The sequence below is a fragment of the Pseudomonas sp. AL10 genome (assembly GCF_029960685.1).
Taxonomy (GTDB): Bacteria; Pseudomonadota; Gammaproteobacteria; order Pseudomonadales; family Pseudomonadaceae; genus Aquipseudomonas; species Aquipseudomonas lactis.
Genome location: NZ_JASBQZ010000007.1, coordinates 151,529 through 174,488 on the forward strand (window position 1 = coordinate 151,529; position 22,960 = coordinate 174,488).

Genomic DNA, 22,960 nt, shown 5'->3' on the forward strand with positions numbered 1-22,960 from the left:
TATCAGCACTGCGTTATCGTTGACGTTTTTCGCGAGCAAGCTCGCTCCTACAGAGCAATAACCTGCACTGCAAAGAAACGTCTATCCCGCCACCCCTGCCCACGAGAGCATAACCTTGCCTGGGAAAGGCAAGCTGGAGTCTTGAGATGAACCATGGAAGTTTTGTCATTGAGAAGTTGTACAAGCACTACAACGTTCACGTAGAGCAACTGGGTAACGACCCGCACAGAAAAACCGTACTGATGGTTAACGGCGCGCTATCCACCACGCGCTCCTTTGCCCGTACCAGCAAATGCCTGGCCGAGCACTTCAATGTCCTGCTGTTCGACTTGCCATTCTCTGGTTTGTCGCGCGAGCACAACACCGAACTCGACCTGGTCACCAAGGACGACGAAGTGCAAATCCTGCGGGCCTTGGTGGCGCGTTTCAAAGTCAATCATCTGGTCTCGGCCTCATGGGGCGGCATCTCCACGCTGTTGACCCTGGCGCACAACCCGCCCTCCATCGAAAGCTCGGTGGTGATGGCCCTGGCGCCCAACCTCAACCAGGCGATGCTGGAATATGTCGAGCGCGTGCGTGTGCTGATCGAGGCTGATGACAAGTCGGCGGTCGGCCATCTGCTCAACGAAACGGTGGGCAAATACCTGTCGGCGCGCCTCAAACGCAATAACCATCGGCACCTGTCGACCATGGCCACCACCGAGTACCGCCAGGCGCGCTTTCATATTCATCAGGTGCTGAGCTTGGGCGATGGCAACTACTTGCCGGCGCTCAAGCAGATTGAAACACCAGTACACTTTCTCAACGGCGCGCTGGACGAATACACCCCGGCCGACGAGGCCCAGCTGTTCAAACACTATGTAGGCCGCAGCAGCTTTGCCGTGGCCGAACGCACCGGCCACCTGCTGGACCTTGAATCACCGGAAGCGGCGTTTGCAGTGCACCGCGTCTTGGTGGATTTTCTAGTAGGAGCGCATGCCGCGTTATCGGCTTTAACCGAACCAGCAGTGGGAAAAATCCCAAGGGTTAGCGCATAATCGCCGACACATAGCCTGCTAATTAAAAGGGATCCCATGCCGAATCGTGCCCCTCTCGATGCCAAGACCGCCCGCTGGCTCCCTTGGGTGGTAGCGATTGCTTTCTTCATGCAGTCGCTGGATGGGACGATTCTCAACACCGCGCTGCCAGCCATGGCGCAGGACCTCGCGGAAAACCCGCTGCGCATGCAAGGGGTGGTGATCGCCTACATGCTCACCGTTGCCTTGCTGATTCCCGCATCGGGCTGGATCGCTGACCGCTTCGGCACCAAGAAGATTTTCTTTGGCGCGATCATGCTGTTCAGCATCGGGTCGCTGCTGTGTGCGCTGTCCAGTAGCTTGAGCATGCTGGTGGGCGCACGGGTGGTCCAGGGCCTGGGCGGTGCGCTGATGCTGCCGGTCGGGCGGCTGGTGGTGCTGCGGGCTTATCCGCGCTCCGAGCTGGTGCGGATCATGGGCTTCATCACCATTCCCGGCCTGCTCGGCCCCTTGCTTGGCCCGACGATGGGCGGCTGGATGGTGCAATACCTGACCTGGCACTGGATCTTCCTGATCAACCTGCCGGTGGGCATGATCGGCTGCTATGCCGTGTGGAAATTCATCCCCGATCTGCGCGGCAGCGAGCGCACGCGCTTTGACGGCCTGGGCTTCCTGCTGTTCGGCGCGGCGATGGTGCTGATCACCATCGCCATGGAGGGCCTGGGCGAACTGCACCTGCCGCACCTGCGGGTGATGTTGCTGTTGTTCGGCGGGCTTGCCTGCCTGGCGGCGTACTGGCTGCGCGCCGGGCACATCGATAACCCGCTGTTCTCGCCGGTGCTGTTCAAGACGCGCACCTTTGCCGTGGGGATCCTCGGCAACCTGTTTGCGCGCCTGGGCAGCGGCGCACTGCCGTTCCTGGTGCCGCTGTTGTTACAAGTGGCGCTGGGCTATTCGCCGTCAGAAGCGGGCATGAGCATGCTGCCGCTGGCGGCGGCGGCAATGTTCGCCAAATCCATCGCGCGCCCGCTTATCGAACGCCTCGGCTACCGCATCGTCCTGACCGGCAATACCCTGGCCCTGGGCCTGATGCTGGCGAGCATGGGCCTGGTCAGCGAACAAACGCCCTACCCGCTGCTGTTGGCCATGCTGGCGGTACTGGGGGCCATCAACTCCCTGCAATTTACCGCCATGAACACCGTCACCCTGATCGACCTCGACGACGCCCAGGCCAGCAGCGGCAACAGCTTGCTGTCGGTGGTGGCGCAGTTGTCCCTGAGCCTGGGCGTGGCCTGTGCCGGTGCATTGCTCGGCGGCTTTACCGCCGAAGCCGGCAATGACGGGGTCAATACGGTGCTGGGCGCCTTTCAACTGACCTTCCTCACCGTGGGCATCATGGCGATGCTGGCGGCGGCGATCTTCCTGCAACTGTCGCCCAAGGACGGCAAACGCGTGGTCAGCCGCGAGCACGATATCGAGCACTAACGGGCGTCTCGTCGAGAACTTGCGAGGAAAATCCCACGAGACTGGTACACTGCGCGACATTTTGTTTTGCAGAGCCAGTCCCGTGACTACCATCGCCACCGCTTTTAATACTTTGCCCCTGTCCGCCGCCATGCTGGCTAACCTCGACTCGCTGGGTTACGTCGAGATGACGCAGATCCAGGCGCAAAGCTTGCCGGTGATCCTCAAAGGGCTGGACCTGATTGCCCAGGCCAAGACCGGCAGCGGCAAGACCGCTGCATTCGGCATCGGCTTGTTGAACCCGATCAACCCGCGCTACTTCGGTTGCCAGGCGCTGGTGATGTGCCCGACTCGCGAGCTGGCCGACCAGGTCGCCAAGGAAATCCGTCGCCTGGCCCGCGCCGAAGACAACATCAAGGTACTGACCCTGTGCGGCGGCGTGTCCCTCGGCCCGCAGATCGCCTCCCTGGAGCACGGCGCCCACGTTATCGTCGGCACGCCGGGCCGTATCCAGCAGCACCTGCGTAAAGGCTCGCTGGTGCTGGACGGTTTGAACACTCTGATCCTCGACGAAGCCGACCGCATGCTCGACATGGGCTTCTACGACGCCATCGAAGACATCATCAGCAAGACCCCGCCGCGCCGCCAAACCCTGCTGTTCTCGGCCACGTACCCAGTGAGCATCAAGCAGCTCGCTTCCAAGTTCATGCGTGCGCCTCAGCAAGTGAAAGCCGAAGCGTTCCACTCCGACGACCAGATCGAACAGCGCTTCTACGAGATCTCCCCGGAAGAGCGCATGGACGCCGTGACCAAGGTGCTGGCGCACTTCCGCCCGGCCTCCTGCGTGGCGTTCTGCTTTACCAAGCAGCAAGTGCAGGAAACCGTCGACCACCTGACCGCCAAGGGCATCTCCGCCGTTGGCCTGCATGGTGACCTGGAACAGCGCGACCGTGACCAGGTACTGGCGATGTTTGCCAACCGCAGCACCTCGGTGCTGGTGGCCACCGACGTTGCCGCCCGTGGCCTGGACATCGACGCCCTGGACATGGTGATCAACGTCGAACTGGCCCGCGACTCGGAAATTCACATCCACCGTGTAGGCCGTACCGGCCGCGCCGGCGAAACCGGCATCGCCATCAGCCTGGTGGCGCCGTCCGAAGCCCACCGCGCCCAGGCCATCGAGCAACTGCAGAAGTCGCCGCTGAACTGGGACCAACTGGACAACCTCAAGCCGCAAAGCGGTGGCCCGTTGTTGCCGCAGATGAGCACCCTGTGCATCGCCGCCGGGCGTAAAGACAAGGTGCGCCCAGGCGACATCCTCGGTGCGTTGACCGGTGAAGCTGGCATTCCGGGTGCCCAGGTCGGCAAGATCGCGATCTTTGATTTCCAGGCCTTCGTGGCCGTGGAGCGCGGCATCGCCAAGCAGGCGTTGCAGCGTTTGAATGACGGCAAGATCAAGGGCCGTTCGCTGCGCGTGCGTATTTTGTAATAACACCGAGTTCCCATTGCAGGAACCGAATCAATGTGGGAGCTGGCTTGCCTGCGATAGCGACGGTGAATCCACTACCGCTATCGCAGGCAAGCCAGCTCCCACAGGGTTGATGGCATTTCAAATCAATAGTTTTGTGAGGACATGGCTGTGCGCTCGACCGAAGTTGTGATCATTGGCGCCGGCGCCGCAGGCTTGATGTGCGCGCTGACCGCCGCCGGGCGTGGGCGTAAGGTGATGTTGATCGACCATGCCAACAAAGCCGGCAAGAAGATCCTGATGTCCGGTGGCGGCCGCTGCAACTTCACCAACATGTACACCGAGCCGGCCAATTTCCTCTCGCACAACGCGCACTTCTGCAAATCCGCCCTAGCCCGTTATACGCAGTGGGATTTTATCGGGCTGGTGGCCAAACACGGCGTGCCGTACCACGAGAAGAAACTCGGCCAGCTGTTCTGCGACAACAAGTCCAGCGACATCCTCGGCATGCTGCTCGACGAGTGCATCCAGACCGGCGTGAGCCTGCACCTGGACACCTCCATCGAGGCCATCGCCAAGCTCGAAAGCGGCTATCAACTGCAAACCACCCTGGGTGAACTGCGCTGTGAATCCCTGGTGATCGCCACGGGCGGTTTGTCGATCCCGACGCTGGGCGCCACCGGCTTCGGTTACCAAGTGGCCAAGCAATTCGGCCACGAACTGCTGCCGACCCGCGCCGGGCTGGTGCCGTTCACCATCACCGACCAGCTCAAGGAGTTGTGCGGCGAGTTGTCCGGCACCTCGGTCGACTGCCTGGTGAGCTGCAACGGCCAGAGCTTTCGCGAGAACATCCTGTTCACTCACCGCGGCCTGAGCGGGCCGGCAATTTTGCAGATTTCCTCGTATTGGCACTCCGGCGACACGGTGGAAATCAACCTGCTGCCCGACCACGACGCCCATGCCTGGCTGCAACAGCAACAGGCCGAACACCCCAACAGCGAGTTAAAAACCCTGCTGGGCGAGATCTTCACCAAGAAAATGGCCAATCTGCTGGCTCAAAGCTGGTTCGAATCCAAACCGATGAAGCAGTACACCCACGCTGAAATGGCCGATATCGCGCAAAAGCTGGGGAGCTGGCAACTGGTACCGGCCGGCACCGAGGGTTATCGCACTGCCGAGGTGACATTGGGCGGGGTGGATACTCGGGAAGTGTCGTCCAAGACCATGGAATCACTGAAAAGCCCCGGCCTGTACTTTATCGGCGAAGTGCTGGATGTGACCGGCCACCTGGGCGGGTTCAATTTCCAGTGGGCCTGGGCCTCGGGCTACGCGGCCGCGCAATACGCCTGACTTGCACCTTGAAATGCAATCCCCTGTGGGAGCTGGCTTGCCTGCGATAGCGGCGTTGAATCCCACATCGTTATCGCAGGCAAGCCCACATTGGTTTTGCAGTGTTACTGAACATTTTGCTGTCCGATGTGATCGCCACGCTTGCCGTGGCGTCATTACTGGCTCAATTTAGCGACAACGTCCCGGAAGACTCCAGACTTCATGTCATCGACCTCGTTCAAGCAGTCCATGCGGCGCCTGTGGGCGCTGGATAAATTCAGCTACAGCGTACGGGTGTTCATCGCCCTCACCGGCAGCATGGCGTTGTGTTGGTACCAGGATGAAATGACGCTGCTGATCCCGCTCTTCCTGGGGATTATCGCCAGCGCCCTGGCCGAGACCGATGACAGCTGGCAAGGCCGCCTCAACGCGCTGGCGGTGACACTGGTGTGTTTCAGCATTGCCGCGCTGTCGGTGGAGCTGCTGTTCCCTTACCCCTGGATATTTGCCATCGCCCTGGCCCTGGCCAGTTTCGGCCTGACCATGCTCGGCGCACTGGGCGAACGCTATGGCGCGATTGCCTCGGCCACCTTGATTCTGTCGGTCTACACCATGATCGGCGTGGACCAGCGCGGCGGCGCCGTCACGGATTTCTGGCATGAGCCCCTGCTGCTGGTCGCCGGTGCCGCCTGGTACGGCGCGTTGTCGGTGCTGTGGCAGGCGCTGTTTTCCAACCAGCCGGTGCAGCAGAGCCTGGCGCGGTTGTTCCGCGAGCTGGGGCGTTACCTCAAGCTCAAGTCATCGTTGTTCGAACCGATCCGGCAGCTGGATGTAGAAGCGCGGCGCCTGGAGCTGGCCCAGCAAAATGGCCGGGTAGTGGCTGCGCTGAATGCCGCAAAGGAAATCATCCTGCACCGCGTCGGCAATGGGCGTCCGGGCTCGAAGGTCAGTCGCTACCTGAAGCTCTACTTCCTGGCCCAGGACATTCACGAGCGCGCCAGTTCCTCTCACTACCCCTACAACGCCCTCACTGAAGCCTTCTTCCACAGCGATGTGCTATTTCGTTGCCAGCGCTTGCTGCGCCAGCAAGGCAAGGCCTGCCAGACCCTGGCAGAGTCGATCCAACTGCGCCAACCGTTCATCTATGACGATAGCTTTGCCCAAGCCCTGGGCGACCTCAACGCGTCCCTGGAGCACCTGCGCATCCAGAGCAACCCGGCCTGGCGTGGCCTGCTGCGTTCACTGCGCGCCTTGGCGGCCAACCTGTCCACCCTCGACCGCCTGCTGGGCGACGCCAGCAATCCCGATGCCCTGGCCGACGCCACCGACAGCAATCTGCTGGACCGCGCCCCGCGCAACCTCAAGGAAATGTGGACGCGCCTGCGCACCCAACTGACGCCCACCTCGCTGCTGTTTCGCCATGCCCTGCGCCTGTCCCTGGCATTGACCGTCGGCTACGCCACCCTGCACGCCATTCACGCGTCCCAGGGCTACTGGATCATCCTCACCACCCTGTTCGTGTGCCAGCCGAGTTACGGCGCCACCCGGCGCAAACTCGGCCAGCGGATCATCGGCACCGCCATCGGCCTCACCGTGGCCTGGGCGCTGTTCGATCTGTTCCCCAACCCGGTGGTGCAGTCGATGTTCGCTATCGCCGCAGGCCTGGTGTTCTTTATCAACCGCACCACCCGCTACACCCTGGCAACGGCGGCGATCACCCTGATGGTGCTGTTCTGCTTCAACCAGGTGGGCGATGGTTATGGGCTGTTCCTGCCGCGCCTGTTCGATACGTTGCTCGGTAGCCTGATCGCGGGCCTGGCGGTGTTCCTGTTCCTGCCAGACTGGCAAGGCCGACGCTTGAACAAAGTGCTGGCCAACACCCTGACTTGCAACAGCATCTACCTGCGCCAGATCATGCAGCAATACGCCGCCGGCAAGAGCGACGACCTGGCTTACCGCCTGGCCCGCCGCAATGCCCACAACGCCGATGCCGCGTTGTCCACCACCCTGGCGAATATGCTGATGGAGCCGGGGCATTTCCGTAAGGAAGCCGACGTGGGCTTCCGCTTCCTGGTGCTGTCTCACACCTTGCTCAGCTACTTATCCGGATTGGGTGCACACCGCGATACTCAGCTACCGACCGACGTACGCGAGCACTTGATCGAAGGCGCGGGCAACAGCCTGGCGGCGAGCATTGATGAGATCGCCACCGGCCTGGCCAACAAACAGTCGATTGCGATACAGAGCGATGCCGAGGAAGCGCTGGCAGCCGAGCTTGAGCAAATGCCCGATGAAATCGACGAAGGGCAGCGGCTGGTACAGACGCAGTTGGCGTTGATTTGCCGGCAGTTGGGGCCGTTGCGTACGTTGGCGGCGCATCTGATCAAAGATACCGGCGCGGCTTAGGCCGCTATCGCAGGCAAGCCAGCTCCCACATTTGACCGAGTTCCAACATAAGAATGCGGGCAAAATGTGGGAGCCGGGCTTGCCCGCGATGAGGCCCGCAAGCACGCTACATCCCATGCGCCTTCATCAACCGCGCATAACTGCCATCAGCCTTCATCCTGGCAATCTCCCGATCAAAGCTGGCGACAATCTGCGCATGCTCGGGGTTCTTCAAACTGACCAGAATATGCAGGCTGTTCTCACTCAGCGGCTTGCCCACAAACGCCACGGTATTGCGCACCCGCGGCGACTCCCGAGCCAGGTAATAACGCGCCACGTATTCGTCTTCCAGCGTCAACCGCACCCGCCGCGCCGCGAGCATGCGCACGGCCATGGCGAAGTTGTGCACGGGTACTTTCTGTAGCTGGGTGTCTTGATCGAACGCCGCCGAATAGGCATAACCGCGTACCACGGCGATGGTCTCGTCGCGCAGTTGGGCCAGGCTTTGATAAGCGATGTCATCGTCGCTGCGCTTGAGAAAGCGCACGCGGTTAAGCAGGTACTCAGCAGAAAACTGGCCAAACTGCGTGCGGGCCTCGTCGTACCAGGCGTTGATCAGCACATCGTAGCGCCCATCCCCCACGCCCTTGAGCGCGCGAGCCCAAGGCACCTGTTCAAAATCACTGGCGTACCCCGCACGGGCCAGGGCCGTGCTGACGATATCCGTGGCCAGGCCGCCATTGATCAAGGTGGCATCGGTGAACGGCGGCCAGCCATCCGCCACTAGACGCAGACGCTGTGCCAGCACCGGCTGGGCCAGCAACAGCACTGCGATCAAAGCAACGGCACGAGTCAATCGCGGCATGCTCAAAGTCCTTGGCGGGCAGGCGGTGGCCTGATAACAGTAGCTCATCAATAAGCTTGCATTGCAGATTACACAAAGCAGCCAACGGCGCACGCACTGAATGATGGCAAATTGACGCCATTCACACATTTGCCAATTTTAGACAGCGGCGCCCGTCCCGCTTACTATCCAGGCACGTCTTTATAAGAGCACACATCATGACGGTTGATTGGGTTTGTAAACATCACAACGACTTGGGCAAGGACCAGCTTTACGCCCTCCTTCGTTTGCGCAGCGAGGTATTCGTCGTCGAGCAGAAATGCGCGTATCAGGACATCGACGGGCAGGACCTGGCGGGTGATACCCATCACCTGATGGCCTGGCAAGATAACGAACTGGTGGCTTACCTGCGCCTGCTGGACCCGGAGTCCCAGGGCGGCGATGTGGTGATTGGCCGGGTGATCGTTGCGCCATCGGCACGCGGCACCGGGTTGGGGCACACGATGATGGAAGAGGCCCTCAAGCAAATTGAAGAAATCTGGCCCGAGACACCGATCTTTCTGTCAGCTCAGGCGCATCTGCAGGGGTATTACGGGCGGTATGGGTTTGTGGTGGCGGGCGAAGAATACCTGGAGGACGATATTCCCCATATCGGTATGCGCCGCCTCTGAGGGCGCCATCGCAGGCAAGCCAGCTCCCACATTGGAACGCATTCAACTGTGGGAGCCGGGCTTGCCCGCGATAGCGTCAGCCCTGCCACCGCTAAACTCAGGGATAGCCCAACACCTGCTTGATCGACGCCAGATTAGCCTCGATCCACCCCCGATCAATCGCCCCCCAATTCCGAATCCGATAGCGCCCGGCATGGTTACGCGCACCGTCCTCCTGCTCGAATTCACACACAATATCCAGGTCGGCCAACGCCGCAATCGTATCCTGGGCAGTGCGCCGGGGCATGCCCGTGGCCTCGGTCAACGCCGGAACGCTGCTGGCCAGTTGGCTGTCGATCAGGTACGCCACGTACAGGCGGCGGTAGAAGCTGCTTTTGGTCTTGCTCACATCCATGGTCAGTCGCCTTGGGGTTAGGGCTTGCCCTGCAAATCACGCCAGGTGAGATACACACGCAGGTCGAATTCCACCTGATGGTAGCCCGGCATCATGTATTGGCAGAGTTTGTAGAACGCCTTGTTGTGGTCCGACTCCTTGAAGTGCGCCAGCTCGTGTACCACGATCATGCGCAGAAACTCCGGGGCCGCTTCCTTGAACAGCGAAGCGATGCGGATCTCTTTCTTGGACTTGAGATTACCGCCCTGCACCCGGGAAATCGTGGTGTGCAAACCCAAGGCACGATGGGTCAGGTCCAGGCGGTTGTCGAACAGCACTTTGTCGATAGACGGCGCGTTACGCAGGTGCTCCTGCTTCAAGGCCAGGGCATAGGCGTACAGGGCCTTGTCGCTCTGCACCGCATGGCGTTCGGGGTAACGCTGTTCCAGGTACGCACCCAACTGGTCCTTGGCGATCAGTTGGCGCACTTGCTCCTGGAGCGCGGCGGGGTAGGCCTGGAGGTATTTCAACGCGGTCATGGGCTCGGCAACGCAATTGGGACGGGCGCCAGTGTAGCGAATTCAAAGCGTGCGAGGGTACGACCAGCCGGCAACGTCTTCGGCCATCAACGGCAGCGCCGCCCACGGCCCCTGGATATACGCGCAGCCATTGGCCTTTAGCCACTGTGTTTGCTCAAGGGTCTCCACGCCTTCGGCGATCACCAGCACACCAAAATGCTCACACAGTTGGATGATGCTGCGCGCCATCGCCGCATCCCGCGCCGAGCCAGGCAGGCGCGCCACCAGTTGAGGGTCAAGTTTGAGGGTATCGAACTTGAGGTCGCGCAAATGGGCCAGGGAGCACTGGCCGCAGCCAAAATCGTCCAGGGCAATCCGCACCCCGATCCGGCGCAGTAACTGGAGTTGCTTGGTAGACTCGGCAAGATTACTCATCAAGCAGTCCTCGCCGATTTCCACCTCCAGTTGCCGCCCCTCTAACCCATGCCGTTCCAGCACCTGCTGCAGTTGGTTAACCAGGTTGGGCATGTTGAACTGGCTGCCGCTCAGGCTCACGCTCAACACCAGTTCGGGGTCGAAGGTGGCTTGCCAGGCCTGGCGCTGGGCAGCGACTTGCTGGTAGATCCAGGCACTCAACTGGTTGATCAACCGCGCCTCTTCCAGCAGCGGCAAGAACAGGCCCGGCGGCACATCGCCGACGCTGGGATGTTGCCAGCGCAACAGCGCCTCGACGCCGCGCAAGCGCCCGTCTTCCAGGCAGACCTGAGGCTGGTACACCAAAGTGAAATCCTTGTTCGCAATGGCAGTGCGCACACTGTCTTCCAGCATCAACCGCGAGCGGGCGCGGCCGTTCATTTCCTGGTCGTAGTAACGATACTGCTGACGGCCGGCGCGCTTGGCTTCGTACATGGCAATATCCGCGGCCCGCAGCAGGCCGCCCAAGTCCGAGCCACAATCCGGGAAGGTCGCGATGCCGATACTCACCCCCAGCATCACCTCCAACCCATCGACCTGCTGGCACACAGACACCCGCTCGATGAGCTTTTCCGCAATCTTCGCGGCCTGCTCGGGAAACTCCAGCTCCAGCAAGGCGGTGAATTCGTCTCCGCCCATGCGCCCCAGAATGTCGTAGGAACGCAGGCACGCCTGCATTTGCTCCGAGACCCAACGCAACACGCGATCCCCGGCGTCATGGCCCAGCGTATCGTTGACCCGCTTGAAGCCATCCAGGTCCAGGTACAGCAATACCAGCGCCTGCTCGCTACGTTCGCTGCGCAGCAAGGTGTTCTCCATTGCCTGATGGAAACCGCGCCGGTTCAGCAGCCCGGTCAGCGGGTCGGTCACGGCCTGGAACTCAAGCTGCTGATGCAGGTGCCTTACTTCGGACATGTCCAGCACCGTCACCACCATTGCCTTCTGCTCGGCAGGCAAGGGCGCGCAGGACAACGCCACCGGCACCTGCTGGCCCCGACCGGTACGCAAAATGGCGTCGTGTTGGCGCCACGTCTCGCCCCGGCGATACGCCTCGTACATGGGGAAACCCAACCAGGCTGGCACATGGGGTTTTTGCAGGAAACTGAGGAAACTCTCGCCCTGCAACTCAGCCATCGTTGCATTCAACAGCCGCGAGATCGCCGGGTTGGCGTACTCGATTACGCTGGCTTCGCTCACCACCAGAATGCCCTCGGCGGCGTTATCCAGCACCGAGGCATTAAAGGCACGGGCCAATTCCAGATCATGGCTCAGGCGCTGCAAGGCACGGCGATTGCGCTGGTGCTCCAGCAACGCCTGCACCTTGGGCTTGAGGATATGCGGGTCAAAGGGCTTGAACAGGTAGTCGATCGCCCCGCTGGCATAGCCTTCAAGTATCGCGTCGGGCGAATGGGCGGTGGCGGTCAGAAAGATAATCGGCGTCATGCGCGTGCGCTGGCTGCCGCGCATCAGGCGTGCGACCTCGAAGCCGTCCATGCCCGGCATGCGCACGTCCAGCAGCACCAGGTCGACGTCGTGGGCCAGCAGTAACTCCAGGGCCTCCAGGCCAGACGCGGCGGTGATCACACGCCAATCGTCACGCTGCAACAGCGCACGCATGCTGACGAGGTTTTCCGGGTAGTCATCGACCACCAACAGAACCGAAATTGCATCGTCGTGTTGTGGAGCGCCATCCATGCTACGTCTCTTCCTTAGGGAGCTACACCGGTCACTTTTGTTACAAAGGCCGGATAAACACTGAGGGCTCACTCTAGCCGTGGTTCTAAAAAAGCAGAAGTGACGTGGGCGCCATCATTGTGCCAAAGGCCAGGAAGCCGACTAACGGTAAGGCCCTGTAGCCCGCGGTTCACGGGCAACATGGCTTTTTGACATTTCGCTGACGCCAATAAATTGCCAGCAATTGTTTAACAATCTCACCAGCACCGCCTATAAAGAACCTGGAAGGCCCTTTGGGCCAATGCCTTCACCCTCTGTAAAAAGGCCAACACCATGATCGACCTCTCCACCTGGAACCTGAGCATTCCGGTCGGCTCCCCACCCACAACCATTGAAACGCCAAGGCTACTGAGCGGCTTCAACGATCAATACTTCCAGGCCAAAGACAGCGACGTGCAGTTCTGGACACCTGTGACGGGCTCGCGTACCGAAAACGCCATCTACCCACGCAGCGAACTGCGCGAAACCTACGCCGACGGCCGCCTGCGCAACTGGACCTACCCCGAGGCCGACAACTTCCTGCGCGCCACCCTGGCGGTCAACCAGGTACCCTCCTCCGGCAAGATCGTGATCGGCCAGATCCACGCCTACGACAGCCAGAAACCGTTAATCAAGCTGGAGTACCAATTCAAGGAAAAAACCCAGACCGGCAACATCGTCGTCAAAGTGCGCATGCGCCCGGACGAGGCCGAAAGCAGGGTGATCATCGTTGCCTCCAACGTGCCGCTGGAGAAAAGCTTCACCTATGTGATCAACCTCAACAAAGCCGGGCTGCTCAGTGTGTATGCCGCCGACAGCGAGTGGAATGAACGGATTGGCGCGGCCTGGGGCGACAAGCCGCTGTACTTCAAGGCGGGGGTGTACGTGCAGGACAATTCGGGCGATACCAATGAGGGCGCGCGGGTGACGTTTGCGAAGTTGGATATTGATCACGAGTGAAACGTCCCGCGATGCACAGGATTTTTCCCGGATAAACCCAACACCTTAAACACCCCGCTGCCCCCTGTGGGAGCCGGGCTTGCCCGCGATGGCGGCGCATCAGCCACTCTCCTCGGTGCCTGACACACCGCCATCGCGGGCAAGCCCGGTTCCCACATTGATTGTGCGTCAGCTCAAGGTGCGGTGTGGCTCCTGCCCTTGCACCGAAACCGCCACCGACTACCCTGTGCTGTTGATCGACAGCGAAGCCCCACTGCTCGACCTCCACGCCTGCCTGCGCGAACGTCTCAACGCGGCTCTGGAACACCTAAACCTAATGGCCTGTTACAGCCTGCCGGATTTCGCCGAGCGAGACCTGAACAACGTGGCCAATACCGCACGTATTCTGGTGCAGGACGTGAGTGATGTGTTTCGAGTCATTGAAATACCGTGGTCTCGATACTTTCTCGGCAAGCTGAACAACAAACCGCACTCTTGTGGGTTTTCGGCGAGCAAAAATCGACCGGCAGCGTTCACCTGCTATCAAAATCACAAAATCAAAATACGCAATGGAATATCGCTAATAACAAAAAACTATAAATAACTGTCAATATTCACAGGTACCCCATCAGATAAAACAACTTACTATTATTTTGCAGACATCACAAACAGTCTGCACACGATTACAATGATCACCACTTTTAGAGAGACAAAGCCATGAGCACCGATCGCCAAAAATCGTTTACTGCACGCCTATCATATAACAACTATGCTGTTTGCTTCTATGAGCTCTCATTATATGCAGAGCCGGTTACTGGATATTTCAGAGGTCACTTAGTTACGGTTGATGGCACTAAGGGTTTTGCAGGCCTAAAGCCAAGCCAATACTTATGCTTGAACAATAAACTATACGCAAACGAGGGTGAGCTCTTGTATTTTCGCTACAGAGATGGCAAATACGTCATCTATGTTCGTGAGCAAGGGCCGCACTATGGAAAAGTGCTAGATCAATCAAATGGTTGGCTATTAGCTGCAGAAAACGGAATATCATTCAACTTGGTAGATCCAAATAATCATAACCAGGTACTGACGCTTGATGATTTCCCAGGCGCCACCAGCAAGGAGCTTTGTATCCAAAGTAATCGGGGGCTGATTCAGGACTACGACTACGTAGCATGTGACCACTCATTCTCGCACTCCTATCTTGTTACACATGGAGGAAAAAAATCAATTCCGTTTAATTTTGAGATTGTAGAAACAAATGTACCTTACGTAGGCAACCCAGAAGAAGTTTGAAAAAATATTTACTTTACACTCAAGCAACTATACCGAGCACTTTAAAAAACCCGCACCAGTGCGGGTTTTTTTGATTTCAATATCTCGCCTCCACCACCGACCGTTCAATCTAAGCGATGTCATACATATATAAATTTTGCGAAAACTGCTACGAAATACTGGCTCTAGCTGACATTACATATGAGAATAAAGGGGACGAATTTATTTAGTGCAAGGAACAGATATATTTAACCCGAGGATATCGTAACCCCTTCTTTCAATACGTCGACCATTACCTGTTAAAGCTACGGTTTTTTCACAGACCTCAGTGCAATGGTTTTACCACCGGTCTGCGTCGCATACCCAGCGCCACCGAATCGTGAAGCGCCATGGCACGGCCCGCGTCCCACTCTTTTTGCATCGTTGAAAAAAGCTCACTATCCATTCGCGCCTGATGCGCACTCAGCGCCTGGGACATGGCCTCGGCGATGCGTTCAATAATGACACCTGGGGCTGCGATACCACAGTGCTTGCGTCCGAACTCAATCAGCTGTTGACGATCGGGGTACGCCTTCACTTTGTTCATTTTGATGGCCAGGCTACGGTCAACCAATGCCTGGCCGGATTTTGGATTGTAATGCTCATAGGCGGTGGTCGTTGTCACATCGAACACAGGCGCCAATTGCACCGTTTCGAGGGCTCCCGGATGGGTATAGAGCACGCCGAAATTTTTCAAGTGGGCATCGCCATTGCGCACCATGACTGACAAGCAAACAGAGGAAAAAAAGCGTTCAAGTTCACGCAGTACATCGCCCTGCTGGCACACCTGGCGAATCACTGCAGCGAGCGTTTCGTAGCTTTGGGAATACTTGTAGTTGTCGTGGGGGTCCTTGTTCAGCCCCAGCAGCACCGCCATGTCTTCGAACCCCAACCTGCCCGAGGGGGTCAGATCGAAGCGCTCCATAACAAATAAATCACCACTGTCGGACAGCCAGAAACGCGGCGTTTCCAACCCGGCAAGGCGAGCGGCTTCCAAACAGAGGAATTCGTTTTGCGCCAAGTGGGCATATTCATCTGCGCCGGATTTTACAATCAGGTCAGAGCTGAGCATGGTTTTGCGGTTGCCCGTCAACTTGTCCAGATCAGGTACCAATACTTTCGGCTGCACCCCCGAAATTCCGGACTCGAAGTAGGTGTCGACCAGAAAATCGAATACGCCTTGGGAGGTATCGGCAGACAGAATCTCCTGTAACCCGACCTGAGCCTTTACAGGCATGGACGCCTCTATCGGGTTTTCATAACTCAGCCGACCAATCTGGTTGCCTCCAATGACCGACAGCAAGCGCATTTCGTCCACCTGCATATGCTTGGCCATCCGTCGCTTGATTTGATCAGCCAGGAAGCCTTCTGGCACATTCATATCAAAAATCGGATGCAGAACATTACTGACCGCCGGTGTCGGGTCATAAGGCATTACCAACGATACTTCACGAGGCGACTCAGCCGACGCGTAGGCGAAGGAAAATTGCGATCCTTTGGACAGTTCGCCGCTAATGCCTTGGGGAGCAGCGACGTTGAGCCGTTTGATCTTACTCATCGTGCTCTACCAGTTCGGCAAGCGATTTGAGATCAATACGCCGATCAACCACTTCCAGCGCCATGCCTAGCGCAGTAATCACCCTGAAGGCGGTGTACATCGCGACATTTTCCCCTGCCTCAAGGTCGATGATGGTCTTGCGACTGCACCGCGCTTTTTCCGCGAGTTGCTGCTGGCTGTATTGCTTCGCCCGGCGTAGTTGCCTGAGCCGCTCGCCAAAAGCTGGAGGGGTCGTGATGAGCAAAATGTCACCTATATCGAACTTTTAACTAAATTAATCTGATTATGTCCCTTATGACGGACATTTCAATCACCTTACGTCTGGAGAAATCGGCACCCACAAAAAAGCCCGCAGCGATGCGGGCTTCTTTAGTTAAACGCTTGAGGCTCAGTTCACCTTAGCGTTCAACTCACCTTTCAAATACCGCTGGTACATCGCTTCCAACGAGATCGGCTTGATCTTCGAGGCATTACCGGCCGTACCAAACGCTTCATACCGTGCGATACACACATCACGCATCGCCGTCACGGTAGCACCGAAGAATTTACGCGGGTCGAACTCGCTCGGGTTGGTGGCCATCAGGCGACGCATTGCACCGGTGGACGCCAGGCGCAAATCGGTGTCGATGTTGACCTTGCGCACGCCGTACTTGATGCCTTCGACGATTTCTTCAACCGGTACGCCGTAGGTTTCTTTGATGTCACCGCCGTACTGGTTGATGATCGCCAGCCACTCTTGCGGTACCGAGGAAGAACCGTGCATCACCAGGTGGGTGTTGGGGATGCGCTTGTGGATTTCCTTGATGCGGTCGATGGCCAGCACGTCGCCGGTAGGTGGCTTGGTGAACTTGTAGGCGCCATGGCTGGTGCCGATGGCGATGGCCAGGGCGTCGACCTGGGTCTTCTTGACGAAGTCGGCGGCTTCTTCCGGGTCGGTCAGCATCTGGCTGTGGTCCAGCACGCCTTCGGCGCCGATGCCGTCTTCTTCACCGGCCATGCCGGTTTCCAGCGAACCCAGGCAGCCCAGCTCGCCTTCAACCGATACGCCGCAGGCGTGGGCCATGGCCACGGTTTGTTGGGTCACGCGTACGTTGTACTCGTAGTCGGTTGGAGTCTTGCCGTCTTCGCCGAGGGAGCCGTCCATCATTACCGAGCTGAAGCCCAGTTGGATCGAGCGCTGGCACACGTCAGGGCTGGTGCCGTGGTCCTGGTGCATGCACACCGGGATGTGCGGGAATTCTTCGATCGCAGCGAGGATCAGGTGACGCAGGAACGGGGCGCCAGCGTATTTGCGCGCACCGGCCGAAGCCTGGACGATCACTGGGGAGTCGGTCTTGTCAGCGGCTTCCATGATGGCGCGCATCTGCTCAAGGTTGTTGACGTTAAAGGCTGGGACGCCGTAGCCGAACTCGGCTGCGTGGTCCAGCATTTGACGCATGCTGATAAGTGCCATTGTGTTGTCTCTCCCGGTCGAGGGTCGTTAATCGTGCAAGCCTGCCGTAGCGGCGGCTGCTATTCAAGTTATTGCAGATCAAGGGGTTGAGCCTTGTGCTGCTGAATCGTTATTGCTGGTGTGGCCTAGCGCTAATGCCACTGTGAAGCAGGTCAATGTGGGAGCTGGCTTGCCTGCGATGGCGGCGAGCCAGTCGATATTGGCTTTGCTGACCCACCGCAATCGCAGGCAAGCCAGCTCCCACATTTTGATCTCATTGGACTTCAGATCGCATTCTCACTGGGCTTTGCAGCCGCGCCCAATCAAATCATCTGTCGCCACCCAGTAAACCAGGCCTTCCTCACCTTTGGTGTGAAACGCCAATTGGCCGTCGCTATACAGCACGCCGGAGGCGGCTACCTCTTGCTTGAGCCGGTAAACCTGGTCCGAACCGCCGAGGCGTACATCCACTTCGGAGCGGGCCGGGTTGGCAAAGCGCCAGTTGACCTCGGCCTTGCTGTCGCAGGTCCAGGTGGTCCATTTGTCGGCAGGTTCTGCCTTGTCGAACAGGTTCATGCTGCTGCAGCCGGCCAACAGAGCCAGGGCTGCCAGGGCGAAAACGCCTTTCATTGCCAATCCTCGCAGGGCGGTCTATGGGCCGCCGTTGCTGTCGGTTAATGGATCAGACCCGTCATGGGCAACCCTGTTCCTGACCGTTTGGCGCGGAGTCGTATTTCTCCAACCGTTCGTTGCCGATGCGCTTGTTGATCACCGGCATGGTCTCGGCTTGCCAGTCAGCCTGGTAACAGCTTTTTCTCAACGGTGCCTTGGCGTTATCCGCCTCGGGCGCCGCGCTGGGTGTGCTGCCGCAGCCGGCCAACAGGCCCGCTGCAATCACCAGTGCCAACGACTTGATCATGGGAACGCTCCTTTTCCTGATCACGCGAGCCTTAACCTTTGGCTCGGGTTTCCAGCACTTCCACGGCTGGCAACACCTTGCCCTCGACGAATTCGAGGAAAGCGCCACCACCGGTAGAAATGTAGGAGATCTGATCAGCCACGCCATATTTATCGATAGCCGCCAAGGTATCGCCGCCGCCAGCAATGGAGAACGCCGAGCTTTCAGCGATCGCTTTAGCCAGTACTTTGGTGCCGTTGCCGAATTGGTCGAACTCGAACACGCCCACCGGGCCATTCCACAGGATAGTCTGGGATGCCTTGAGCAGCTCGGCGAAGTTGGCCGCGGTTTGCGGGCCGATGTCCAGGATCATGTCGTCGTCGGCCACGTCAGCGATGAGCTTGACGGTAGCGGCGGCGCTTTCCGCGAATTCCTTGGCAACTACCACGTCTACCGGCAGCGGCACGCTGACCTTGGCGGCGATGGCGCGGGCGGTGTCGAGCAGGTCTGGCTCGTACAGGGACTTGCCCACCGGGTGGCCGGCAGCAGCCAGGAAGGTATTGGCAATGCCGCCGCCGACGATCAGTTGGTTGCAGATCTGGCTTAGGCTGTTAAGCACGTCCAGCTTGGTGGAGACCTTGGAGCCGGCAACGATAGCGGCCATTGGCTGGGCCGGAGCACCCAGGGCCTTGCCCAATGCATCCAGCTCGGCAGCCAACAACGGGCCAGCCGCGGCGACCTTGGCGAACTTGGCCACGCCGTGGGTCGACCCTTCGGCGCGGTGGGCGGTGCCGAACGCGTCCATCACAAACACGTCGCACAGGGCGGCGTATTGCTGGGCCAGTTCGTCGCTGTTCTTTTTCTCGCCCTTGTTGAAGCGCACGTTCTCGAACAGCACGATATCGCCGGCTTTCACGTCCACGCCGCCCAGGTAGTCTGCGACCAAGGGCACATCACGGCCCAGGGCCTTGCTCAGGTACTCGGCGACAGGCTTGAGGCTGTTTTCGGCAGAGAACTCACCTTCGGTCGGACGACCCAGGTGGGAGCAGACCATCACGGCCGCGCCTTTTTCCAGGGCCAGCTTGATGGTCGGCAGCGAGGCCAGGATTCGCGCATCGCTGGTGACAACACCGTCCTTGACGGGGACGTTGAGGTCTTCGCGGATCAGTACGCGCTTACCTTGCAGATCGAGGTCGGTCATCTTCAACACGGTCATGGGTCGCAGTTCCTGAATTACTGTTGAGGTTGTTTAGAAGCGATGTGCAGATAGTGTTCGGCAACATCCAACATGCGGTTGGCAAAGCCCCATTCGTTGTCGAACCAGGCCAGGATGTTCACCAGCCTGGGGCCGGAAACGCGGGTCTGGCTGGCATCGACAATCGCCGAATGCGGGTCATGGTTGAAATCGCAACTGGCGTGGGGCAACTCGGTGTAGGCCAACAGGCCTTTGAGCGGGCCGCTGGTGGCGGCGTCGCGCAGGATCCGGTTGACCTCGGCCGCGTCAGTGTCGCTCACGGTTTGCATGGTGATATCCAGGCAAGACACGTTCACCGTCGGCACCCGTACGGCTTTGGCCTGGATTCGCCCGGCAAGTTCCGGCAGCAGTCGCTCGATGCCACGCGCCAGGCCGGTGGACACCGGAATCACTGACTGGAACGCCGAACGGGTGCGGCGCAGGTCTTCGTGGTGATAGGCGTCGATGACCGGCTGGTCGTTCATCGCCGAGTGAATCGTGGTGATCGACACGTAATCCAGGCCGATCGCCTGGTCCAGCAGGCGCAACAACGGCACGCTGCAGTTGGTGGTACACGACGCGTTGGACACCAGCAGCTCATCGCCGGTCAGGCAATCCTGGTTGATGCCGTAGACGATGGTGGCGTCGACATCCGCCTCGCTGGCCATCGGCTGGGAAAACAGCACACGCGGTGCGCCGGCGTCGAGGAAACGCTGGCCATCGGCACGGGTGTGATAGACACCGGAGCATTCCAGCACCAGGTCGACGCCCAGTGCTTTCCAGTCGATGCCTTCGGGGGTGGCACTGCGCAACACTTGCACGCAGTTGCCATTGATATGCAGACAATCGCCTTCAACCCGCACTTCGCCCGGGAAGCGGCCGTGGGTGGAGTCAAAGCGTGTCAGGTATTCGATGCTGGCCATGTCGGCCAAATCATTGATCGCGACAATTTCAAACCCGGCCGCCGCCCCTCGCTCGAACAGAGCACGCAAGACGCAACGACCAATGCGGCCGTAGCCGTTGAGTGCAACTTTGTAGGGACGCGGTTGGGGCATGGGGTTCTCGATCAAGGTTAGCTCAGTGATGAATGTACTGGCGCCATCGCGGGCAAGCCCGCTCCCACAGTGGACCGTGATCCAAATGTGGGAGCGGGCTTGCCCGCGATGGCGCCAGTACAAACAACGCAGACTGACTTAGTCTTCCAGCAACTCTTCAGCCTGACCCAGGATGTTTTCCAGGGTGAAACCGAACTCTTCGAACAAGGCTGGCGCCGGCGCCGACTCACCGTAGGTGGTCATGCCGATCACGCGGCCTTCCAGGCCCACATACTTGTACCAGTAGTCGGCGTGAGCCGCTTCGATGGCAATACGCGCACTGACCTGCAACGGCAATACCGATTGCTTGTAGCCGGCGTCCTGGGCTTCGAACACGCTGGTGCAGGGCATGGACACAACGCGCACGTTGCGGCCTTGCGCGGTCAGCTTGTCGTACGCCTGAACGGTCAGGCCCACTTCGGAGCCGGTGGAGATCAGGATCAGCTCCGGCTCGCCGATGCAGTCCTTGAGCACATAACCGCCACGGCTGATGTCGGCGATCTGCGCGTCGGTACGCACCTGGTGTTGCAGGTTCTGACGCGAGAAGATCAGCGCCGAAGGGCCGTCCTTGCGCTCGATGGCGTGCTTCCAGGCCACGGCGGATTCCACCGCGTCGGCTGGGCGCCAGCAATCGAGGTTCGGCGTGGTGCGCAGGCTGGTCAGTTGCTCGACCGGCTGGTGCGTCGGGCCGTCTTCGCCCAGGCCGATGGAGTCGTGGGTGTAGACGTGGATCACGCGCTTCTTCATGAGCGCGGCCATACGTACAGCGTTACGTGCGTACTCCATGAACATCAGGAAGGTCGCGCCGTAAGGCACCAGGCCGCCGTGCAAGGAAACGCCGTTCATGATGGCGCTCATGCCGAACTCGCGCACGCCGTAGTACATGTAGTTGCCGCTGGCGTCTTCGGCCGAGACACCTTTGCAACCTTTCCACAGGGTCAGGTTGGAACCGGCCAGGTCAGCCGAACCGCCGAGGAACTCAGGCAGCAACGGGCCAAAGGCGTTCAGGGTGTTCTGGCTGGCTTTACGGCTGGCGATGGTCTCGCCCTTGGCCGCGACTTCAGCGATGTAGGCCGAGGCTTTTTCCGAGAAGTCGGCAGGCAGGTCACCGGCCAGGCGGCGCACCAGTTGGTTGGCCAATTCCGGGAATTCGGCGGAGTAGGCCGAGAAACGCTGGTCCCACTCGGCTTCGGCTGCCAGGCCTTTTTCCTTGGCATCCCATTCGGCGTAGATGTCGGCCGGGATTTCAAACGGGCCGTGGTTCCACTTCAGCGCTTCGCGGGTCAGGGCGATTTCCGCGTCACCCAGTGGGGCGCCGTGGCAGTCTTCTTTACCTTGCTTGTTCGGCGAGCCGAAACCGATGGTTGTCTTGCAGCAGATCAGGGTTGGCTGCGCGCTCTTGCGAGCGGTGTCGATGGCGGTCTTGATCTCTTCCGGATCGTGGCCGTCGACGTTGCGGATCACCTGCCAATTGTAGGCTTCGAAACGCTTTGGTGTGTCGTCGGTGAACCAGCCTTCGACTTCGCCGTCGATGGAGATGCCGTTGTCATCGTAGAAGGCAATCAGCTTGCCCAGGCCCAGGGTGCCGGCCAGGGAAGCGACTTCATGGGAAATGCCTTCCATCATGCAGCCATCACCCAGGAATACGTAGGTGTGGTGGTCAACGATGTCGTGGCCAGGGCGGTTGAACTGCGCGCCCAAGACTTTTTCCGCCAGGGCGAAACCAACCGCATTGGCCAGGCCTTGGCCCAGGGGACCGGTGGTGGTTTCAACGCCTGGGGTGTAGCCGAATTCCGGGTGGCCCGGGGTGCGGCTGTGCAGCTGACGGAAGCTCTTGAGGTCGTCGATGGTGACGTCGTAGCCAGTCAGGTGCAGCAGCGAATAAATCAGCATCGAGCCATGACCGTTGGACAGCACGAAGCGGTCACGGTCGGCGAACGAAGGGTTGCTCGGGTTGTGTTTCAGGTAGTCACGCCAAAGTACCTCGGCGATATCCGCCATGCCCATCGGGGCACCGGGATGGCCGCTGTTGGCTTTTTGCACGGCATCCATGCTGAGGGCACGAATGGCGTTGGCACGCTCACGACGGCTGGGCATCGCTGATCTCCTGGAGTTTGCTTATAAAGAAACGGAAAAAAGGACCGGCATTTTCCCTCAGCCACCGCCTGCGGGCAATGACAGATAGTCACTTGTGGGCGTTTTTCCTATGCTTTGGGCACCAATCCCTTGCAGAAAC

General features: G+C 59.4%; 20 protein-coding genes and 1 pseudogene. 9 read left to right on the forward strand and 12 right to left on the reverse strand.

Features of this window, described 5'->3' with window-relative positions:
* Positions 1-146: 146 nt before the first annotated feature.
* From QK296_RS10505 to yccS, 5 genes are all read left to right on the forward strand, one after another.
* Positions 147-1,037 (forward strand): alpha/beta hydrolase, encoded by an 891-nt coding sequence (locus QK296_RS10505; protein ID WP_003194927.1) that lies wholly within the window; start codon positions 147-149, stop codon positions 1,035-1,037.
* Positions 1,038-1,073: 36 nt separating this feature from the next.
* Positions 1,074-2,501 (forward strand): multidrug transporter subunit MdtD, encoded by a 1,428-nt coding sequence (mdtD, locus tag QK296_RS10510; RefSeq protein WP_003194929.1) that lies wholly within the window; start codon positions 1,074-1,076, stop codon positions 2,499-2,501.
* 130 nt (positions 2,502-2,631) lie between these two features.
* The gene (gene dbpA, locus QK296_RS10515; protein ID WP_232964675.1) at positions 2,632-3,969 is read left to right on the forward strand and encodes an ATP-dependent RNA helicase DbpA; all 1,338 of its coding nucleotides are present in this window, start codon (positions 2,632-2,634) and stop codon (positions 3,967-3,969) included.
* 150 nt (positions 3,970-4,119) lie between these two features.
* A complete protein-coding gene (locus QK296_RS10520; RefSeq protein ID WP_003194932.1) occupies positions 4,120-5,298 on the forward strand; it encodes an NAD(P)/FAD-dependent oxidoreductase in 1,179 nt (392 codons plus the stop codon).
* A gap of 201 nt (positions 5,299-5,499) precedes the next feature.
* Positions 5,500-7,683: a YccS family putative transporter gene (gene yccS / locus QK296_RS10525; protein WP_034133955.1), complete on the forward strand. Its 2,184-nt coding sequence runs from the start codon at positions 5,500-5,502 to the stop codon at positions 7,681-7,683.
* A 106-nt stretch (positions 7,684-7,789) separates the two neighbouring features.
* On the opposite strand, the gene QK296_RS10530 is transcribed toward yccS, so the two are convergent.
* Positions 7,790-8,527: a transporter substrate-binding domain-containing protein gene (locus QK296_RS10530; RefSeq protein WP_098950155.1), complete on the reverse strand. Its 738-nt coding sequence runs from the start codon at positions 8,525-8,527 to the stop codon at positions 7,790-7,792.
* A gap of 197 nt (positions 8,528-8,724) precedes the next feature.
* On the opposite strand from QK296_RS10530, the gene QK296_RS10535 reads away from it, so the two are divergent.
* A complete protein-coding gene (locus tag QK296_RS10535) occupies positions 8,725-9,177 on the forward strand; it encodes a GNAT family N-acetyltransferase (protein WP_169855692.1) in 453 nt (150 codons plus the stop codon).
* 97 nt (positions 9,178-9,274) lie between these two features.
* Here QK296_RS10535 and QK296_RS10540 read toward each other — a convergent pair whose 3' ends face one another.
* The 3 genes from QK296_RS10540 to QK296_RS10550 are packed head-to-tail and all read right to left on the reverse strand — an operon-like array spanning position 9,275 to position 12,237.
* Positions 9,275-9,571: a winged helix-turn-helix domain-containing protein gene (locus QK296_RS10540; RefSeq protein WP_056782952.1), complete on the reverse strand. Its 297-nt coding sequence runs from the start codon at positions 9,569-9,571 to the stop codon at positions 9,275-9,277.
* Between the two features lie 17 nt (positions 9,572-9,588).
* On the reverse strand, positions 9,589-10,089 hold the full coding sequence (locus QK296_RS10545) for a M48 family metallopeptidase (RefSeq protein WP_003194942.1): 501 nt from the start codon (positions 10,087-10,089) through the stop codon (positions 9,589-9,591).
* 42 nt (positions 10,090-10,131) lie between these two features.
* Positions 10,132-12,237 (reverse strand): EAL domain-containing protein, encoded by a 2,106-nt coding sequence (locus QK296_RS10550; RefSeq protein WP_094773897.1) that lies wholly within the window; start codon positions 12,235-12,237, stop codon positions 10,132-10,134.
* 312 nt (positions 12,238-12,549) lie between these two features.
* Here QK296_RS10550 and QK296_RS10555 point away from each other — a divergent pair, with 312 nt between their 5' ends.
* The 3 genes and pseudogenes from QK296_RS10555 (at position 12,550) to QK296_RS10565 (ending at position 14,490) form a co-directional block, all read left to right on the forward strand.
* Positions 12,550-13,215, forward strand: a complete 666-nt coding sequence (locus tag QK296_RS10555) for a polysaccharide lyase family 7 protein (protein WP_094773898.1) — start codon at positions 12,550-12,552, stop codon at positions 13,213-13,215.
* Positions 13,216-13,375: 160 nt separating this feature from the next.
* Positions 13,376-13,673: pseudogene (locus QK296_RS10560) on the forward strand (fructose-bisphosphate aldolase).
* A gap of 238 nt (positions 13,674-13,911) precedes the next feature.
* The gene (locus QK296_RS10565; RefSeq protein WP_137204181.1) at positions 13,912-14,490 is read left to right on the forward strand and encodes a hypothetical protein; all 579 of its coding nucleotides are present in this window, start codon (positions 13,912-13,914) and stop codon (positions 14,488-14,490) included.
* Positions 14,491-14,794: 304 nt separating this feature from the next.
* Here the strand turns inward: QK296_RS10565 and QK296_RS10570 are convergent, their stop codons facing one another.
* The 8 genes from QK296_RS10570 to tkt all read right to left on the reverse strand — a co-directional run bounded on the left by QK296_RS10570 (position 14,795) and on the right by tkt (position 22,821).
* Positions 14,795-16,066 (reverse strand): type II toxin-antitoxin system HipA family toxin, encoded by a 1,272-nt coding sequence (locus QK296_RS10570; RefSeq protein WP_094773899.1) that lies wholly within the window; start codon positions 16,064-16,066, stop codon positions 14,795-14,797.
* On the reverse strand, positions 16,059-16,310 hold the full coding sequence (locus QK296_RS10575; protein WP_032879008.1) for a helix-turn-helix transcriptional regulator: 252 nt from the start codon (positions 16,308-16,310) through the stop codon (positions 16,059-16,061). The genes QK296_RS10570 and QK296_RS10575 overlap by 8 nt, the downstream gene beginning before the upstream one ends.
* A 144-nt stretch (positions 16,311-16,454) precedes the next feature.
* Positions 16,455-17,519 (reverse strand): class II fructose-bisphosphate aldolase, encoded by a 1,065-nt coding sequence (gene fba, locus QK296_RS10580; RefSeq protein ID WP_003177554.1) that lies wholly within the window; start codon positions 17,517-17,519, stop codon positions 16,455-16,457.
* A 276-nt stretch (positions 17,520-17,795) separates the two neighbouring features.
* Positions 17,796-18,128: an MliC family protein gene (locus tag QK296_RS10585; protein ID WP_034133963.1), complete on the reverse strand. Its 333-nt coding sequence runs from the start codon at positions 18,126-18,128 to the stop codon at positions 17,796-17,798.
* 61 nt (positions 18,129-18,189) lie between these two features.
* Positions 18,190-18,417: a hypothetical protein gene (locus tag QK296_RS10590; RefSeq protein WP_003194953.1), complete on the reverse strand. Its 228-nt coding sequence runs from the start codon at positions 18,415-18,417 to the stop codon at positions 18,190-18,192.
* Positions 18,418-18,448: 31 nt separating this feature from the next.
* Positions 18,449-19,612, reverse strand: coding sequence for a phosphoglycerate kinase (locus tag QK296_RS10595; RefSeq protein WP_003194956.1), 1,164 nt, complete (start codon positions 19,610-19,612; stop codon positions 18,449-18,451).
* 17 nt (positions 19,613-19,629) lie between these two features.
* A complete protein-coding gene (gene epd / locus QK296_RS10600; protein ID WP_003194958.1) occupies positions 19,630-20,685 on the reverse strand; it encodes an erythrose-4-phosphate dehydrogenase in 1,056 nt (351 codons plus the stop codon).
* Between the two features lie 138 nt (positions 20,686-20,823).
* Entirely contained in the window at positions 20,824-22,821 is a 1,998-nt protein-coding gene (gene tkt / locus QK296_RS10605) for a transketolase (RefSeq protein ID WP_169855691.1), read from the reverse strand.
* Positions 22,822-22,960: the final 139 nt, after the last annotated feature.

Bases quoted from the DNA above. Each gene is read 5' to 3' on its own strand.
- QK296_RS10540 (WP_056782952.1), bottom strand. From the start codon at position 9,571: ATGGATGTGAGCAAGACCAAAAGCAGCTTCTACCGCCGCCTGTACGTG.
- QK296_RS10545 (WP_003194942.1), bottom strand. From the start codon at position 10,089: ATGACCGCGTTGAAATACCTCCAGGCCTACCCCGCCGCGCTCCAGGAG.
- QK296_RS10505 (WP_003194927.1), top strand. From the start codon at position 147: ATGAACCATGGAAGTTTTGTCATTGAGAAGTTGTACAAGCACTACAAC.
- QK296_RS10555 (WP_094773898.1), top strand. From the start codon at position 12,550: ATGATCGACCTCTCCACCTGGAACCTGAGCATTCCGGTCGGCTCCCCA.
- QK296_RS10595 (WP_003194956.1), bottom strand. From the start codon at position 19,612: ATGACCGTGTTGAAGATGACCGACCTCGATCTGCAAGGTAAGCGCGTA.
- QK296_RS10585 (WP_034133963.1), bottom strand. From the start codon at position 18,128: ATGAAAGGCGTTTTCGCCCTGGCAGCCCTGGCTCTGTTGGCCGGCTGC.
- QK296_RS10550 (WP_094773897.1), bottom strand. From the start codon at position 12,237: ATGGATGGCGCTCCACAACACGACGATGCAATTTCGGTTCTGTTGGTG.
- QK296_RS10570 (WP_094773899.1), bottom strand. From the start codon at position 16,066: ATGAGTAAGATCAAACGGCTCAACGTCGCTGCTCCCCAAGGCATTAGC.
- fba (WP_003177554.1), bottom strand. From the start codon at position 17,519: ATGGCACTTATCAGCATGCGTCAAATGCTGGACCACGCAGCCGAGTTC.
- dbpA (WP_232964675.1), top strand. From the start codon at position 2,632: ATGCTGGCTAACCTCGACTCGCTGGGTTACGTCGAGATGACGCAGATC.
- QK296_RS10535 (WP_169855692.1), top strand. From the start codon at position 8,725: ATGACGGTTGATTGGGTTTGTAAACATCACAACGACTTGGGCAAGGAC.
- QK296_RS10565 (WP_137204181.1), top strand. From the start codon at position 13,912: ATGAGCACCGATCGCCAAAAATCGTTTACTGCACGCCTATCATATAAC.
- tkt (WP_169855691.1), bottom strand. From the start codon at position 22,821: ATGCCCAGCCGTCGTGAGCGTGCCAACGCCATTCGTGCCCTCAGCATG.
- yccS (WP_034133955.1), top strand. From the start codon at position 5,500: ATGTCATCGACCTCGTTCAAGCAGTCCATGCGGCGCCTGTGGGCGCTG.
- mdtD (WP_003194929.1), top strand. From the start codon at position 1,074: ATGCCGAATCGTGCCCCTCTCGATGCCAAGACCGCCCGCTGGCTCCCT.
- QK296_RS10590 (WP_003194953.1), bottom strand. From the start codon at position 18,417: ATGATCAAGTCGTTGGCACTGGTGATTGCAGCGGGCCTGTTGGCCGGC.
- QK296_RS10530 (WP_098950155.1), bottom strand. From the start codon at position 8,527: ATGCCGCGATTGACTCGTGCCGTTGCTTTGATCGCAGTGCTGTTGCTG.
- epd (WP_003194958.1), bottom strand. From the start codon at position 20,685: ATGCCCCAACCGCGTCCCTACAAAGTTGCACTCAACGGCTACGGCCGC.